Genomic DNA, 15,479 nt, shown 5'->3' on the forward strand with positions numbered 1-15,479 from the left:
TACCGTGCGCGCACTTCTTTCTCCTTCCGAACCCGGATTTCGTTTCACCCCCGCCTTCGGCCTCGGCAATCCGCACCTGCAAACCTTGTGGGGGCCGCTGTGGCGCAAAACCGTGCACCTTGATCGCCAGCGCGAACGACTGTGGCTGGAGGACGGCGACTTCCTTGACCTCGACTGGCACGGCCCGCACAGCGCTGAAGCGCCATTGGTGTTGGTACTGCACGGGCTGACCGGTTCTTCCAATTCGCCTTACGTCGCCGGAATCCAGGCAGCGCTCGCCGCGCAGGGCTGGGCCAGTGTCGCGCTGAACTGGCGCGGCTGCTCCGGAGAGCCGAACCTGTTGCCGCGCAGCTACCATTCCGGCGCCAGCGAAGACCTCGCCGAAACCATTCGACACCTGAAAGCCAAGCGGCCACTGGCGCCGCTCTATGCGGTTGGCTATTCCCTCGGCGGCAATGTGCTGCTCAAGCATCTTGGAGAAACCGGCAGTACCAGCGGCGTGCTTGGCGCGGTGGCGGTGTCGGTGCCGTTTCGCCTCGATCAATGTGCCGATCGTATTGGCCAGGGTTTCTCGAAGGTCTATCAGGCGCACTTCATGCGCGAAATGGTCGCCTACATCAAGAACAAGCAGCGCCAGTTCCAGCACGACGGGCGCGAGGACGGTCTCGCCGCACTGGCCGCCCTCGGCTCGCTGGAAAACATGCGCACCTTCTGGGATTTCGATGGCCGGGTGACCGCGCCGCTGCACGGTTTCGTCGATGCCGAGGATTACTATCGCCGCGCGTCGAGCCGCTACTTTCTCGGCGAGATCCGCACGCCGACCTTGATCATTCAGGCGGCGGACGATCCGTTCGTGTTTCCCCACAGCCTGCCGCAGGCCAGTGAGTTGTCGGCCACGACGCAGTTCGAATTGCAGAACAAGGGCGGGCATGTCGGCTTCGTCGACGGCACGCTCCGCCAGCCGGGTTATTACCTGGAACGACGGATTCCGCAGTGGCTGGCCGACGCGGGGCGCGGGTGAGGTCATGAGCGATCAGGGCGAGTCGATCCGTTTCTGGCAGGCCGCACCTCTGGCCGGGGTCGAGCTGTTGACCGCGCGCTACATCGAGCATCGTTTCGCCCCGCACGTCCACGACGGTTATGTGATCGGCATGATCATGGCCGGCGCCCAGCGCTACCGTTATCGCGGCGCCGAACACCTGGCGGGCAGCGGCACGCTGGTGCTGATCAATCCGGACGAAGTGCATAACGGCCACAAGGGCACCGAGGACGGCTGGCTGTACCGGGCGTTTTATCCCGACACGGGGCAGATCGTCGCGCTGCTGAATGAACTGGAACTGCCGACCGCACCGATGCCGGCCTTCGGTGCGACGCTGTATCGCGATCCGGACCTGGTCAACGGTTTCTGTCAGTTGCATCGCTTGCTGGAAAGCCCCACCACCGCGCTGCAGCAGCAAACGGTATGGCGCGAGATGATGATGCTGCTGTTGCAGCGTCACGCGGCGGTGCAGATCAACGGCAACCCCGGCAAGGAGCACCGCGCGGTGGCGATGGCCAAGGAGTTGCTGCACGCGCAACTGGCGGCGCCGCCCTCGCTGGAAGAACTGGCGGCGGCCGTGAATCTTTCGCCCTTCCACTTCGCCCGGGTGTTCCGCCGCGCCACCGGCATGCCACCGCACAGCTGGCTGATGCAGCAGCGGATCGCCTGCGCGCGGGGCTTGTTGCAGAGCGGCTGCCTGCCGGTGGAAGTCGCCACGCAGCTGGGATTTGCCGACCAGAGCCATCTGAGCCGGCAATTCAAACAGGTTTATGGCGTGGGGCCGGCGGCCTATCGCAGCGCGCGGCTGGATCGCTGAGCGTTTACTCGCCGGTGGCGATACCGCGCGACGGCTCGTTGATCCACTCGCTCCACGATCCGGCATACAGCGAACCCAACGGGTAACCCGCCAGGCACAGGGCGAACAGGTTGTGACACGCCGTCACCCCGGAGCCGCAGTAAGCCACCAGATCGCTCGGCGAACGCTCGCCGAGTTTTGCGGCGAAACGCTGCTTGAGCTGATCGGCCGGCAGGAAACGCCCGTCGCTGCCCAGGTTGTCGGTAAACGCCGCGCATTGCGCGCCGGGAATGTGCCCGGCGACCGGGTCGATCGGTTCCACTTCACCCTTGAACCGTGGCAGGGCGCGGGCATCGAGCAGGGTCAGGGCCGGCTGGCCGAGGCGCTGCTGCAACTGCTCGGCGCTGAGCAGCAGGCTCATGTCCGGCTGGCCGCTGAAATTGCCGCGAGCTGCTGACGGTGGATCGAGACTCAACGGCAGCCCCGCCGCATGCCAGGCCTTGAGCCCGCCATCGAGAATGAACACGCCGTCACGCTTGCCCAGCCACGCCAGCAACCACCAGGCCCGCGCCGCATAGGCGCCCGGGCCGTCGTCATACAGAACCACGTCGCTGTCATTGTTGATGCCGAAAGCTTGCAGGCGCTCGATCAACGCCGCCGGCTCCGGCAGCGGATGACGACCGGTCACACCCTTGGTCACCGGGCCGCTGAGGTCGCGTTCAAGATCGGCGAAATGTGCCCCGGCAATGTGCCCCTCGGCGTAGCTACGCTGGCCGTAATCCGGGTCTTCGAGGGCAAAACGGCAATCGAGAATCACCAGCCCCGGTTGCGCCTTGCGGGCATCCAGTGCGGTCGGGCTGATCAGTTGCGCAATCGGCATAGCGAACGACTCCAGTGAGGAAATGGAATTACGGTCTTTCTTCGAGGGCCTGAGCCAGCGGCACGTAGAACTCTTCGAACAAGGCGTTGACCTCATCGCGGGCCTGCTCGGTGACGAACCCCGCTTCCAGCACCAGCACCTGATACACGCCACGCTTGATGGCCTGTTCGCTGAGGTAATTGGAGTTCTCCCGGGTCGTGCACAGGAAGCGCACCCAGGAGGTGAGGATGATCCACGCGTTGAGGGTCAGGGACTCGATCTGCACCCGGTCCATCTTCAGGATCCCGGCGGCAACGAACCCTTCATAGATCGCCGCGCCCTGGATCACGCAGCGCTGGGAGAAGCGCCGGTAACGCCCGGCCAGATCCGGATCGCTGTCGAGCAGATGCTCGAGATCGCGGTGCAGGAAACGGTAGCGCCACATCGCCGACAGCAGCTCCTTGAGATAGAAACGCTTGTCTTCGACCGTCGCGGCACGGCCCTGGGGCGGACGCAGAAAGCTGTCCACCAGACTTTCGTACTCACTGAACAAAACGGCGATGATCGCCTGCTTGTTGGGGAAGTGGTAGTACAGATTGCCCGGAGAAATCTCCATATGGGCGGCGATGTGATTGGTGCTGATGCTGCGCTCGCCCTGCTGATTGAACAGCTCGAGGCTGTTCTGCACGATGCGCTCGCTGGTTTTGATCCGTGGGGCCATGGCTTGAGCTTTAATTCAGAGTGCGTTGGGGGGCATCTTACGACCTAACCGGAACGGGATAAAACCAGGATGCGCAAGGAAGCCATTTGACTTTCTAGAGCATAGACTCTAAAAAGTTCCTCACAACAACATCTCCGGAGCTGACGATGACTGCCGATATTGCCTACCTGCAAACGCTGCAACAGCCGCTGGAAGAGCTCAACCGGCTGTTCGATGCGCAGCGTGCCGCCTACGCCGCCAACCCGATGCCGCCTGCGGCCCAGCGCCAGCAATGGCTGAAGGCCCTGCGCGATTTGCTGAGCAGCGAACGGCAGGCCCTGATCGACGCCATCAGCTCCGACTTCAGCCACCGCAGCGCCGATGAAACCCTGCTCGCCGAACTGATGCCGAGCCTGCACGGCATTCACTACGCCAGCCAGCACATCAGCCAGTGGATGAAACCTTCGCGGCGCAAAGTGGGTGTGGCTTTCCAGCCGGCGTCGGCGAAAGTCGTGTATCAGCCCCTCGGTGTGGTCGGCGTCATTGTGCCGTGGAACTACCCGCTATTTCTGGCCATCGGCCCGCTGACCGGCGCGCTCGCGGCCGGCAACCGGGTGATGCTGAAACTCAGCGAATCGACCCCGGCCACTGGCCTCTTGCTCAAGGAACTGCTGGCACGGATCTTCCCCGAAGATCTGGTGTGCGTGGTGCTCGGCGAGGCCGATGTCGGCGTGGCGTTTTCGAAGATGCGCTTCGACCACCTGCTATTCACCGGCTCCACCAGCGTCGGCAAGCATGTGATGCGCGCCGCGGCAGAAAACCTGACACCGGTGACGCTGGAACTGGGCGGCAAATCCCCGGCCATCGTCTCCCACGACGTGCCGCTCAAGGACGCCGCCGAACGTATCGCTTTCGGCAAGACCCTCAACGCCGGCCAGACCTGCGTGGCCCCGGACTACGTGCTGGTGCCGGAAGCGCGCATCGGCGGTTTCGTCGAAGCCTATCGCCAGGCGGTGCGCGGGTTTTATCCGACACTCGCCGACAACCCGGACTACACCGCCATCATCAACGAGCGCCAACTGGCGCGACTCAACAGCTACCTCAGCGACGCCACCAGCAAGGGCGCGCTGCTGATTCCACTGTTCGACCAGGGCCAGGGACGACGCATGCCACACAGCCTGCTGCTGAACGTCAGCGACGAGATGACGGTGATGCAGGACGAGATCTTCGGCCCGCTGCTGCCGATCGTGCCGTATCAGGATCTGGATCAGGCATTTGCTTACATCAATCAGCGGCCACGTCCTCTGGCTCTTTACTACTTCGGCTACGACAAACGCGAACAGAAGCGCGTACTCAGCGAAACCCATTCCGGTGGCGTCTGCCTCAACGACACGCTGCTGCACGTGGCGCAGGACGACATGCCGTTCGGCGGCATCGGCCCGTCGGGCATGGGCCATTACCACGGACACGAAGGTTTCCTGACGTTCAGCAAGGCCAAGGGCGTGCTGGTCAAACAGCGCTTCAACGCGGCGAAGCTGATCTACCCGCCCTACGGCAAATCGATTCAGAAACTGATCCAGAAACTGTTCATTCGCTAACGTCACCGCCGGGTAATAACAACAATGCACCCAAGCCTGACCGAAACACCTGCCCTGTCGCGCCGTGGCCTGCTGAAATTCAGCCTGGGCGCCACGGCTTTCCTCGCTACCGCCGGCCTTGGTGCCAGTCTCAGCGGCTGTTCGTCGAGCGTATCGGCCAATGGATTCGCCACGTTGCGCAGCGGTGATCTGCTGTTTCTGTGCGCGCTGATTCCAGTGATGCTGGATGGCGCCGTCGCGGTGGAAAAAATGCCCGCCGCTGTCGATGGAACCCTGAAGTCACTGGATTACAGCCTCGATCACCTGTCGCCGGAAATGCTCAAGCTCACCCGGCAACTGTTCGATGTGCTGGGCATGGCTGTGACGCGCGGGCCATTGACCGGAATCTGGGGCAGTTGGGAAAACGCCAGCCCCGAGGCGATCCGTCACTTTCTAGAACGCTGGGAAAACAGCTCGCTGAGCTTGCTGCGCATGGGCCACAGCTCATTGCTGCAAATGGTGATGATGGCCTGGTACACCCGCGCCGAATCCTGGGCCCATTGCGGTTACCCCGGCCCGCCCGCCGTTTGAGCCTGGCGACCCACGCAAAACAATAATAAGAGAACCTGATCGATGCCCGTACCCGACCCGTTTCGCGAAGGCCTTGCCCGTGGCTGGAAAACCTACAACGGCGCGCAACTCACCGATGACCTGACCCTGGAAGCCGATGTCGCCATCATCGGCAGCGGTGCCGGCGGCGGCACCACCGCGGAAATCCTCAGCGCTGCCGGCTACAAGGTGCTGCTGATCGAAGAAGGCCCACTCAAGACCAGCAGCGATTTCAAACTGCTGGAAGACCAGGCCTACAGCAGCCTCTATCAGGAAGGCATCGGCCGCATGAGCAAGGACGGCGCGATCACCATCCTTCAGGGCCGCGCAGTCGGCGGCACCACGCTGATCAACTGGACATCGAGTTTTCGCACGCCCGAACCGACCCTCGAACACTGGGCCAAAGAGCACAACGTCAAAGGCCACAGCCCCGCCGACATGGCGCCGTGGTTCGAAAAAATGGAGCATCGTCTCGGCGTCGCCCCGTGGATGGTGCCGCCCAACGCCAACAACGACGTGATCCGCAAAGGCTGCGAACAGCTCGGCTACAGCTGGCACGTGATCCCGCGCAACGTGCGCGGCTGCTGGAATCTGGGCTACTGCGGCATGGGCTGCCCGACCAACGCCAAGCAATCGATGATGGTCACGACCATCCCGGCAACGCTGGAAAAGGGTGGCGAGCTGCTTTATCTGGCCCGGGCCGAAAAGCTGTTGATCAGCGGCGACAAGGTCACCGGCCTGCAATGCGTGGCGATGGACGAACGCTGCGTCGAGCCGACTGGACGCACGATCACCGTCAAGGCACGGCATTACGTGCTGGCCGGCGGCGGGATCAACAGCCCGGCGCTGCTGATGCGTTCGGACGCACCGGATCCGCACAAACGGCTGGGCAAGCGCACCTTTCTGCATCTGGTGAACATGTCCGCCGGGCGTTTCGACGAGGTCATCAACCCGTTCTACGGTGCGCCGCAGTCGATCTACTCGGATCATTTCCAGTGGAAGGACGGCACCACCGGCCCAATGGCCTACAAACTCGAAGTGCCGCCGCTGCATCCGGCGCTGGCCGCCACGTTGCTCGGTGGTTTCGGTCAGGAAAGCGCGCAACACATGGCGGACCTGCCCCACACCCACGCGATGCTGGCCCTGCTGCGTGACGGTTTTCACCCGGACAGTCAGGGCGGCAGCGTCGAGTTGCGCGGTGACGGCTCGCCGGTGCTCGATTATCAGGTGTCGCCTTACACCTGGGAGGGTTTGCGCCGGTCATTCCACAGCATGGCCGAGATCCAGTTCGCCGGCGGCGCCAAAGCGGTGATGCCGATGCACGCCGATGCGCGCTACGTGAACAGCCTGGCCGAGGCCCGCAAATTGATCGACAGCCTGAGTCTGGAGTTGTATCGCACACGCCTGGGCAGCGCCCACGTCATGGGCGGCTGCGCGATGGGCGAGGACCCGAAAACCGCCGTCACCGACAGCCTCGGCCGCCATCATCAATTGAGCAATCTGTCGATTCATGACGGCTCTTTGTTCCCTACCAGCATCGGCGCCAACCCGCAGTTGTCGGTGTACGGTCTGACGGCGCAACTGGCGACATCCCTGGGCGAACGGTTGAGAAACCCGTGAAAAAGACGAAAATTCCGATCGTCTATAGTGCTTTCTTACCCAACAGGCGACTTTCCCGACCGGGACGGCTGCGATACCATCCGACTCCCCAACGGATTCCCGCCAGGACGACGCGATGAACCGAGTGTTGTACCCAGGTACCTTCGACCCTATTACCAAGGGCCATGGCGATCTGGTCGAACGCGCCTCGCGCCTGTTCGACCACGTGATCATCGCCGTCGCCGCCAGCCCCAAGAAGAATCCGCTGTTCCCGCTGGAACAACGGGTCGAGCTGGCCCGCGAGGTCACCAAACACCTGCCGAACGTGGAAGTGGTCGGCTTCTCGACGCTGCTGGCGCATTTCGCCAAAGAGCAGAACGCCAACGTGTTCCTGCGTGGCCTGCGCGCGGTGTCGGACTTCGAATACGAATTCCAGCTGGCCAACATGAACCGCCAGTTGGCCCCGGATGTGGAGAGCCTGTTTCTCACTCCGTCCGAGCGTTATTCGTTCATTTCCTCGACACTGGTGCGGGAAATCGCGGCCCTGGGCGGCGATATCAGCAAGTTCGTCCACCCGGCGGTGGCCGAAGCCCTGACCCTGCGCTTCAAGAAGTAACGACCGTTCAAACGGCGCCCGCGTGCACTACGGGCGCCAATGCGGCACAATTGCGCGCATTGATTCATAGCGCCCGGGCTCCCCGCCCCGGCTGGAGTTAGCATGTCCCTGATCATCACCGACGATTGCATCAACTGCGACGTCTGCGAACCCGAGTGCCCGAACGCCGCCATTTCCCAAGGCGAAGAGATCTATGTGATCGACCCGAACCTGTGCACCCAGTGCGTCGGCCACTACGACGAGCCGCAGTGCCAGCAGGTCTGCCCGGTGGATTGCATTCCACTGGACGAAGCCCATCCGGAGACTGAAGAACAGTTGATGGAGAAGTACCGCAAGATCACCGGCAAGGCTTGAGCCACTGAGTCCGATCGCAGCGCCCGGCTGCGATCGCGTCATTCGCGCTGCTCGAATCCCTCTCCCGTGCAGCCCAGACAACGCACGAACGCCGCTTTCGCCGGCGCCACCACCAACGCCTCTCCCGCATCGCCAATCCCGCCACCCAGCGCGGTGAACGGCAATGACACGACGAACGCCCCGGCACCGATCACCGTCGCCACCACCAGCAATGGTCGGGCAATCAGCAGATCGCCGAGCATGGCGTAGGCCGGTGGATTCTGGATGGCGTAGCGAGGGTCTCCGCTGCCGCCTTCCGTGGCCTGAACGGTCAGGCTGAAGCACAGCAGCAGGGCGACGATGAGGGTTTGCAAGGGCTTCATGGCACGATCCTTCGGGCTGAACAGTGAGACAACTCACTATAGACCGTAGGACTTTTTCGGAGGCTTTGCTCAGCTCTGGCAGCGCGGACACCAGACGCTGGCGCGCTGGCCGAGCTTCATTTCCCGCAGGCCCGTGCCGCAGACCTTGCAGTGCTCCCCGCCACGACCGTAGACAAACAGTTCCTGCTGGAAATACCCCGGCTGCCCGTCGCCACCGATGAAATCACGCAACGTGGTGCCGCCGCGTTCGATGGCGGCAGCGAGGATGCGTTTGATCTCGATCGCCAGCTTCAAGTACCGCGCTCGGGAAATGCCTTTGGCTTCACGGCGCGGATCGATACCAGCGGCGAACAGTGCTTCGGTCGCGTAGATATTGCCGACCCCCACCACCACCGCGTTGTCCATGATGAACGGCTTGACCGCCATCGAGCGCCCGCGTGACAGCTGATACAGCCGCTCGCCATCGAACAGATCGGTCAAGGGTTCAGGGCCCAGACGTATCAGCAACTCGTGATTGAGCGGGTCGGTGCTCCAGAGCATCGCCCCGAAACGCCGCGGATCGGTGTAGCGCAGGGCCAGGCCCGACTCCAGTTCGATATCGACATGCTCATGCTTGGCCGCCGGCATCCCGACCTCAACCAACCGCAAGTTACCCGACATGCCCAAGTGACTGATCAGCGTGCCGACTTCAGCGTTGATCAACAGATACTTGGCGCGCCGCTCGACCAGCACGATGCGCTGCCCGGACAGGCGTACATCGAGGTCTTCGGGAATCGGCCAGCGCAGCCGCCGGTCACGCACGATCACCCGGCTGACGCGCTGGCCTTCCAGGTGCGGGGCAATGCCGCGGCGGGTGGTTTCGACTTCCGGCAGTTCAGGCATGAGTTCCTCGAATCATTAGCTTGTTGAATCAGTGTGCGCCAAGTTCGCGGATAGTCTGCTTCAACGTTTCGAAGTCGTAATCCGAGAGGCCGATGTATTCCAGCACCAGCGGCCCGACCGCCTGCCATTCGAAGTCTTCGGTCTGGTTGCCCAGCACCCGGTACGACGCGCAGATGTGCTCGGCCATTTTCAGGATCGCCAGCAGGTTTTTCATCTGAGTGTTGCGCGAAGTCTCGTCGCTGAAAATCGCCAGGGCATTATGGTGGTTGGCGATAGCTGCACTGACGTGTTCCGGCAGGCGCCAGGACTTGGCGGTGTAATAACCGACCACCGAGTGGTTGGTGTTGTAGACATCGTTCTCGGTGTCCACGACCCGGCGCTCGGCACTCGCGTTGGCGTAGGCCTTTTCGAGCGTCGTCATGTAATCCGGGAAACGCTGAAGCATCAGCGGCACGCCACAGTCATGGAACAGCCCCAAGGCATAAGCCTCGTCGCTGGCCTCGGTGCCGACGCGCTTGGCCAGGGTCAGGCAGGTCATGGCCACGTCCTGGGCGGTGTCCCAGAAACGGTTGAGGGTGACGATGGTGTCGTCGTTCATCTCGCCCTTGATCGACATCGCGTTGATCAGATTGACGATCGAACGGCTGCCCAGCAGGTTCACCGCGCGCTTGATCGAAGTGATCTTGTTGCTCAGGCCGTAATACGGCGAGTTGACGATTTTCAGCAGCGAGCCGGACAGGCCGGGATCCTGGGAGATCAGCTTGGCGATCGTCTCCAGGTCCGGGTCGGGCATGTATTGCTCCATTTGCAGATCCACCATGATCTGCGGCTGCGCAGGCACACTGATGCCTTGCAGGGACTGTTGAATCTGTTCGGTGGTCAGCTCTTGGGACATAAGTACACACTCTGGGACAGGCGGCGATTCTAACCTCTAAAAACCGACGGACGACACATCGGGGGCAGATCGGCGGAAACTTTCATTCAAGACCATCCGGCAAATTCTGCCTTCATTCATTTGCAGGCCGGGCTGACGCGCCGCGTGTCCAGCGTCGAACCCGCGTGCAGCGCAACACGGTATACTCCCGCTCTTTTTTCCGGAGCGACGTCATGTCCCTGCCTAGCTTGCGCCTCAAAGCCAACGCCGACCGTCGCCTGCGCGCCGGTCACCTGTGGATCTACAGCAACGAAATCGACGTGGCCGTGTCCCCGTTGCACGGCTTCAAGGCCGGCGACCAGGCGATCCTCGAAGCCGCCGGCGGCAAGCCGCTGGGCATCGTCGCCATGAGCCCGAACAACCTGATCTGCGCGCGCCTGCTGTCGCGCGACATCAAGCTGCCGCTGGACAAGTCGCTGCTGGTGCATCGCCTGAACGTAGCCCTGTCGCTGCGCGAGCGCCTGTTCGACAAGCCGTTCTATCGTCTGGTCTACGGCGATTCCGATCTGCTGCCAGGCCTGGTAGTCGACCGTTTCGGCGACATCCTCGTGGTCCAGCTCGCCTCGGCGACCATGGAAGCCCACAAAGATGACGTGATCGCGGCGCTGACCCAAGTGCTCAAGCCAAGCGGCATCCTGTTCAAGAACGACTCCGCCGCGCGCGATGCCGAAGGCCTCGAGCGTTACACCGAAACCGTGTTCGGCGTGGTGCCGGAGTGGGTGGCGCTGGAAGAGAACGGCGTGAAATTCGAAGCGCCGGTGGTGCAAGGTCAGAAAACCGGCTGGTTCTACGACCACCGCATGAACCGCGCCCGCCTGGCCCCTTACGCCAAGGGCAAACGCGTGCTGGACCTGTACAGCTACATCGGTGGCTGGGGTGTGCAAGCGGCCGCATTCGGCGCCAGCGAAGTGTTCTGCGTCGACGCATCGGGCTTCGCCCTCGACGGCGTTGAGCGCAACGCCGCACTGAACGGTTTCGCCGACAAGATGACCTGCATCGAAGGCGACGTTTTCGAAGCCCTGAAGGAACTCAAGGCCAGCGAAGAACGCTTCGACGTGATCGTTGCCGACCCGCCTGCGTTCATCAAGCGCAAGAAAGACCTGAAGAACGGTGAAGGCGCCTACCGTCGCCTGAACGAGCAAGCCATGCGCCTGCTCACCAAGGACGGCATCCTGTTCAGCGCTTCGTGCTCGATGCACCTGCCGGAAGACGACCTGCAGAACATCCTGCTGACCAGCGCCCGTCACCTGGACCGCAACATCCAGCTGCTGGAGCGCGGCGGTCAGGGCCCGGATCACCCGGTACACCCGGCCATCCCGGAAACCCGCTACATCAAGAGCATCACCTGCCGCCTGCTGCCGAACAGCTGACAGACGCACGGCAATGACGCTATCGAAAGGGGAGCCCACGGGCTCCCCTTCTTTTTGTCCTGAACTTTGCTTTCCTACATTTATCGTCCTGCCGACGTGCAGGATATTTCCGCGAATACTTTATTTTCTGAAATTTAACTTACACACTCACTTCCAGCCAAAGATCACTCCGACAAAATTACTGGATTATTCCTACTTAATATTTGCTTGCGATTAATCCATTACAAACTATTATTAAGTCGTCACCACGGAGGTGACACCAACTAACCACGAAGCAACAATGAACAAGGAGTTCAATCATGAAAGCAATCACTCTGGAATCCCGCACCCTCGCAAACCTGGCTTTTCTGGTCGCACCTAAAGCCCGTTAAGTAAGGTCGGCGCTGGGTATAGCCGGCTACCCAGCGCCTCTGACAAAGCACCTATCCAGAGCAGCGTGCCCCAACATGCATATAAATCCTTATTTATTCATACTGCCACGAACGCCCGGCCAGATAGTCTGGAACTACAAAGACCATACTCAACATGAACTTGATCTTGAATATTCCGCTCGACTGGCGCAACTTGTCCACAACCCTGACCTATATGACTGCAGCAACATAATAGATACACAGTTATTAAATGCCGGAATACTGACTTCTTCAAAAATCTCAGCACCTGTCTGGGGCTGGGATGAACTGTCCAGGATCTACCATATCGGGACTCGGGATATTCCTTGCGAACACACTCCCCGAAACATTCAGGAATGGTCCAGGCAATACCTCGAACACTGCAACACCGTGCTTGCCACTCCACCGCCGGCCGACATCCCTGTGGATACCCGTCCGAACGCACTCATCACCCTGCCCGAACCGCTGGCACTGAATGACGACAGCCTGTCGAATTCACTGATCCGGCGAAAGACCTGCCGATCCTTCACCGGCGCCGCCGTGTCGCTGGACCATGTCGGCACCTTGCTTTACCTGGCACTCGGTTACCTGCGAGAACGCGACACCGACTGCGACGACAGCATCGCCGACGGACTTGGCGCGCGGCGCAGCAGCCCTTCCGGCGGAGGCCTCAATGCCTGCGCCGGATTCGTTTTTGTACAGAACGTCGACGGACTGGCGCCCGGCGTGTATGCCTACCACCCCGCCGAACACGCCCTGAGCCTCATCAACTCCCTGCCTGACACCGCGCCCGGCAATCTGCTGGGGGGCCAGCACTTCATCAATAACCTGCCATTGGGGCTGTTCATCACCGCCCGCTTCGACCGGCTCTGGTGGAAATACCCGCACTCGCGTGCCTATCGAATGGCGTTCGTCGAAGCCGGGCACCTTTCGCAGACGTTTCAACTAGTGGCTACAGCGCTCGGCATGAACACCTGGCTCACGGGCGCGTTTTCCGACGATCAGGTCGAAACGTTGCTGAAGCTCGAGAACTGCGCGGAACAACCCTTGTTCTTCGTCGGTTGCGGGGAAAGCGACGGTCAGGCGATGTGTCAGGAAATACGCGACCTGTTGCGTGAGGCACAATCATGAGCGCCCTCGCCCCGGAACCGGTCTTTCAGTTCACCCTGAGCGACTGGAACAGCCGCGCCTCGGTCCGCACCAGTCCTCACGATTACCGCTTGCCGGACAACGTGCAGGAACAACTGGAGACCCGGCACTGGTTTCCGCCGGCGTTCCTGCCCTATCTGGCCCACCCGATTATTGAGGCAGCGGGCCGCTCGATGCTGCATCGGTTGACGGCCCGGCATCTGGTGCATTTTCTCGACTACACCACGTTGCTTGAACACCGGATCGTCAATCGCGCCGTCGAAACCATCGTCCACGGCGAACTACCGGTCGCAGTGCCTGCGCCGATGAAAACCGCCGCACTCCAGCTCTACACTGACGAGGGCTATCACGCCCTGTTTTCCAGTCAGGTGGCAGAGCAGATCGCCAGCCTCTATGCCATCACCGGGCGCCCGGTCATGCCCAGACGGATCACCCGGATGAACCTGCTGATTGCTCGCACCGGGCAGGAGCAACGGCCGCTGGCGTGCTTTCTTCTGGGCTTCGTCTCGGAAACGATCATTGCCCGTGAACTGCTGGATGTCTGCCGCGACAGTCTGGTGTCCGGGGTCAACGACATGTTGCGCGATCACCTCACCGACGAAGCGCGCCACAGCCGCTATTTCACCGAAGTGTTTCACTACCTCTGGTTGCACCTGAACCCACGACAGCGAACGTTCACCGCGACGACCTTGCTCGACATTCTGGAAATCTTCTTCGAAGTGGATGAGCACTGGCTCCAGGAAAGCCTCTGTGGCGCGGGCATTGCACACACCACGGTCATGGACATTCTCGGCACGATGACAACGACCCAGGTCAGTCGACGGCGGGCACGCGCCGGCAGCCTCGCTACATTGAACGCATTGAAAAAAGCCGGATTTTTCGCCGAACCTCAAAACCAGACACTTTTTGCCAGGGCAGGACTGATCGATGGATGACGGACAATCTGTGGTGACCCGACGACAGCGGCGCGGGGCTGTCAGTCTTTTGCTGGCAATGGTGTTGCTCGGCGTTTTTCCACTGGATGTCCTGCTGCCTTCGTTCCCGGCACTGGCCGAACACTTTCGCCGCACCCCGGCGGACATCGCCCTGTCGATCAGCCTGTTCGCCGTCGGGATTGCCTTCGCCCAATTGCTGATCGGGCCGCTGTCGGATGTGATCGGACGCAAGGGCCTGCTGCTCGCCGGCATGAGCGTTTCCATACTCGGCACCCTCGGGTGCGTGATGACCTCGGACTATTCGCTGTTTCTGATGTTCCGGGTGGTGCAGGCGCTGGGGTGCGGTTGCTTCGTGCTGTCACAGGCGCTGGTGCAGGACCTGTTTGAAGGCGAACAACGTGATCGCCTGCGGATCCTGATGGTGACCGCCGGCGGGATTTTCATCTCGGTTTCGCCGCTGGCTGGCACCTTTCTTCAGGCGACATTGGGCTGGCGTGGCAGCTTCTGGGTGTTCATCGCATTGTCAGCCGCCGTGCTGCTCAAGGCCTGGCTGTTTCTGGAGAACACCCGACCGACCGCCAGTGGCACGCGTACGAACTTCCTCACGGCCTATCGACGGGTTCTGAGAGATTTCGACTTCGTCGGCTACTGGCTGATTTCAGCGTTTGCATTCGCCTGCCACTTTTCATTCATCGTGATATCGCCGCTGATCTTCATGGATCGGCTGCAACTGTCCGCTTACGAGTTTTCGTTGATCCTGCTGATCTACGGTGCGGCTTACGTCACCGGGGGCATCCTCGCCAGCGTGTTGAGCAGGCGCATCAACAGCGGCCAGCAGATGGTCGTCGGCCTGAGCCTGATCCTGTTTGCCGGCGTGGCCATGCTGTACCTGTCATCAAGCTTTGCACTGGCTCCAGCGACCGTGCTGATCCCGATGCTGATCTGCACCGCCGGCACCACCATTGCCCGGCCGGCCGCCACGTCCCGGGCCATGAGTCTGTTTCCGGAAAACGCCGGCACCTCGGCCTCGGCCGGCAGTACGATCATTTTCATCTGCGGCGGCTTGATCAGTGCCCTGATCAGCCTGAGCCCGACCAACCTGCAATCCACGCTGGGCTACAGCTTCGTGATACTCAGCGGGGTGGCACTGGCATTGAACGCCCGGATCAGCCGTCGCAACGATCTGGTGGGGCAACCGGACAGCGATTAATCCTGCCGGTCGTCATCCCGCACGCTTCGTCAGCACTGGAACAACGCTTTGCGCCATTCCCTCCTGACGCCAGCGGTGTAGAATCGCGAGATTCATCGC

16 protein-coding genes are annotated in these 15,479 nt (G+C 61.6%); 11 read left to right on the forward strand and 5 right to left on the reverse strand.

Annotation, left to right across the window (positions count from 1 at the left end):
- Nucleotides 1–4 precede the first annotated feature (4 nt).
- Together AC1RT4_RS07625 and AC1RT4_RS07630 are read left to right on the forward strand one after the other, a co-directional pair.
- Nucleotides 5–1,021: a hydrolase gene (locus tag AC1RT4_RS07625; protein ID WP_493084758.1), complete on the forward strand. Its 1,017-nt coding sequence runs from the start codon at nt 5–7 to the stop codon at nt 1,019–1,021.
- Nucleotides 1,022–1,025: 4 nt separating this feature from the next.
- Complete coding sequence (locus tag AC1RT4_RS07630) at nt 1,026–1,856, forward strand: helix-turn-helix domain-containing protein (RefSeq protein WP_493084760.1); 831 nt, start codon at nt 1,026–1,028, stop codon at nt 1,854–1,856.
- Between the two features lie 4 nt (nt 1,857–1,860).
- Here AC1RT4_RS07630 and AC1RT4_RS07635 read toward each other — a convergent pair whose 3' ends face one another.
- Nucleotides 1,861–2,715: a sulfurtransferase gene (locus tag AC1RT4_RS07635; RefSeq protein ID WP_493084762.1), complete on the reverse strand. Its 855-nt coding sequence runs from the start codon at nt 2,713–2,715 to the stop codon at nt 1,861–1,863.
- Between the two features lie 28 nt (nt 2,716–2,743).
- Nucleotides 2,744–3,415 carry a TetR/AcrR family transcriptional regulator gene (locus AC1RT4_RS07640; protein WP_192562736.1) on the reverse strand — a complete coding sequence of 224 codons (672 nt, stop codon included), beginning with the start codon at nt 3,413–3,415 and terminating at the stop codon, nt 2,744–2,746.
- A 146-nt stretch (nt 3,416–3,561) separates the two neighbouring features.
- On the opposite strand from AC1RT4_RS07640, the gene AC1RT4_RS07645 reads away from it, so the two are divergent.
- The 5 genes from AC1RT4_RS07645 to AC1RT4_RS07665 all read left to right on the forward strand — a co-directional run bounded on the left by AC1RT4_RS07645 (nt 3,562) and on the right by AC1RT4_RS07665 (nt 8,149).
- Complete coding sequence (locus tag AC1RT4_RS07645) at nt 3,562–4,992, forward strand: coniferyl aldehyde dehydrogenase (RefSeq protein WP_085605905.1); 1,431 nt, start codon at nt 3,562–3,564, stop codon at nt 4,990–4,992.
- A 24-nt stretch (nt 4,993–5,016) separates the two neighbouring features.
- A complete protein-coding gene (locus AC1RT4_RS07650; protein WP_493084765.1) occupies nt 5,017–5,562 on the forward strand; it encodes a twin-arginine translocation pathway signal protein in 546 nt (181 codons plus the stop codon).
- Between the two features lie 42 nt (nt 5,563–5,604).
- Nucleotides 5,605–7,200: a GMC family oxidoreductase gene (locus tag AC1RT4_RS07655; RefSeq protein WP_493084767.1), complete on the forward strand. Its 1,596-nt coding sequence runs from the start codon at nt 5,605–5,607 to the stop codon at nt 7,198–7,200.
- A gap of 115 nt (nt 7,201–7,315) precedes the next feature.
- Nucleotides 7,316–7,795: a pantetheine-phosphate adenylyltransferase gene (gene coaD / locus AC1RT4_RS07660; protein ID WP_007953414.1), complete on the forward strand. Its 480-nt coding sequence runs from the start codon at nt 7,316–7,318 to the stop codon at nt 7,793–7,795.
- Nucleotides 7,796–7,897: 102 nt separating this feature from the next.
- A complete protein-coding gene (locus AC1RT4_RS07665; protein WP_003195146.1) occupies nt 7,898–8,149 on the forward strand; it encodes a YfhL family 4Fe-4S dicluster ferredoxin in 252 nt (83 codons plus the stop codon).
- 38 nt (nt 8,150–8,187) lie between these two features.
- Here the strand turns inward: AC1RT4_RS07665 and AC1RT4_RS07670 are convergent, their stop codons facing one another.
- The 3 genes from AC1RT4_RS07670 to AC1RT4_RS07680 all read right to left on the reverse strand — a co-directional run bounded on the left by AC1RT4_RS07670 (nt 8,188) and on the right by AC1RT4_RS07680 (nt 10,234).
- Nucleotides 8,188–8,511, reverse strand: coding sequence for a multidrug transporter (locus AC1RT4_RS07670; protein WP_493084770.1), 324 nt, complete (start codon nt 8,509–8,511; stop codon nt 8,188–8,190).
- Between the two features lie 69 nt (nt 8,512–8,580).
- Nucleotides 8,581–9,393 (reverse strand): bifunctional DNA-formamidopyrimidine glycosylase/DNA-(apurinic or apyrimidinic site) lyase, encoded by an 813-nt coding sequence (gene mutM / locus AC1RT4_RS07675; protein ID WP_007953423.1) that lies wholly within the window; start codon nt 9,391–9,393, stop codon nt 8,581–8,583.
- Nucleotides 9,394–9,421: 28 nt separating this feature from the next.
- Complete coding sequence (locus tag AC1RT4_RS07680; RefSeq protein WP_164872189.1) at nt 9,422–10,234, reverse strand: HDOD domain-containing protein; 813 nt, start codon at nt 10,232–10,234, stop codon at nt 9,422–9,424.
- 266 nt (nt 10,235–10,500) lie between these two features.
- Between AC1RT4_RS07680 and AC1RT4_RS07685 the strand changes: the two genes are divergently transcribed.
- The 4 genes from AC1RT4_RS07685 to AC1RT4_RS07700 all read left to right on the forward strand — a co-directional run bounded on the left by AC1RT4_RS07685 (nt 10,501) and on the right by AC1RT4_RS07700 (nt 15,380).
- A complete protein-coding gene (locus AC1RT4_RS07685; RefSeq protein ID WP_493084772.1) occupies nt 10,501–11,697 on the forward strand; it encodes a class I SAM-dependent rRNA methyltransferase in 1,197 nt (398 codons plus the stop codon).
- A 446-nt stretch (nt 11,698–12,143) separates the two neighbouring features.
- A complete protein-coding gene (locus tag AC1RT4_RS07690; RefSeq protein WP_493084774.1) occupies nt 12,144–13,217 on the forward strand; it encodes a SagB family peptide dehydrogenase in 1,074 nt (357 codons plus the stop codon).
- A complete protein-coding gene (locus AC1RT4_RS07695) occupies nt 13,214–14,170 on the forward strand; it encodes a diiron oxygenase (RefSeq protein ID WP_493084776.1) in 957 nt (318 codons plus the stop codon). Before AC1RT4_RS07690 ends, AC1RT4_RS07695 begins: the two co-directional genes overlap by 4 nt.
- On the forward strand, nt 14,163–15,380 hold the full coding sequence (locus tag AC1RT4_RS07700) for a multidrug effflux MFS transporter (protein WP_493084778.1): 1,218 nt from the start codon (nt 14,163–14,165) through the stop codon (nt 15,378–15,380). Before AC1RT4_RS07695 ends, AC1RT4_RS07700 begins: the two co-directional genes overlap by 8 nt.
- The last annotated feature ends 99 nt before the right edge of the window (nt 15,381–15,479 follow it).

This window comes from Pseudomonas sp. GW821-FHT11D10, from assembly GCF_058808435.1.

Bases quoted from the DNA above. Each gene is read 5' to 3' on its own strand.
- AC1RT4_RS07630 (WP_493084760.1), top strand. From the start codon at position 1,026: ATGAGCGATCAGGGCGAGTCGATCCGTTTCTGGCAGGCCGCACCTCTG.
- AC1RT4_RS07635 (WP_493084762.1), bottom strand. From the start codon at position 2,715: ATGCCGATTGCGCAACTGATCAGCCCGACCGCACTGGATGCCCGCAAG.
- AC1RT4_RS07640 (WP_192562736.1), bottom strand. From the start codon at position 3,415: ATGGCCCCACGGATCAAAACCAGCGAGCGCATCGTGCAGAACAGCCTC.
- AC1RT4_RS07645 (WP_085605905.1), top strand. From the start codon at position 3,562: ATGACTGCCGATATTGCCTACCTGCAAACGCTGCAACAGCCGCTGGAA.
- AC1RT4_RS07650 (WP_493084765.1), top strand. From the start codon at position 5,017: ATGCACCCAAGCCTGACCGAAACACCTGCCCTGTCGCGCCGTGGCCTG.
- AC1RT4_RS07655 (WP_493084767.1), top strand. From the start codon at position 5,605: ATGCCCGTACCCGACCCGTTTCGCGAAGGCCTTGCCCGTGGCTGGAAA.
- coaD (WP_007953414.1), top strand. From the start codon at position 7,316: ATGAACCGAGTGTTGTACCCAGGTACCTTCGACCCTATTACCAAGGGC.
- AC1RT4_RS07665 (WP_003195146.1), top strand. From the start codon at position 7,898: ATGTCCCTGATCATCACCGACGATTGCATCAACTGCGACGTCTGCGAA.
- AC1RT4_RS07670 (WP_493084770.1), bottom strand. From the start codon at position 8,511: ATGAAGCCCTTGCAAACCCTCATCGTCGCCCTGCTGCTGTGCTTCAGC.
- mutM (WP_007953423.1), bottom strand. From the start codon at position 9,393: ATGCCTGAACTGCCGGAAGTCGAAACCACCCGCCGCGGCATTGCCCCG.
- AC1RT4_RS07685 (WP_493084772.1), top strand. From the start codon at position 10,501: ATGTCCCTGCCTAGCTTGCGCCTCAAAGCCAACGCCGACCGTCGCCTG.
- AC1RT4_RS07690 (WP_493084774.1), top strand. From the start codon at position 12,144: ATGCATATAAATCCTTATTTATTCATACTGCCACGAACGCCCGGCCAG.
- AC1RT4_RS07695 (WP_493084776.1), top strand. From the start codon at position 13,214: ATGAGCGCCCTCGCCCCGGAACCGGTCTTTCAGTTCACCCTGAGCGAC.
- AC1RT4_RS07700 (WP_493084778.1), top strand. From the start codon at position 14,163: ATGGATGACGGACAATCTGTGGTGACCCGACGACAGCGGCGCGGGGCT.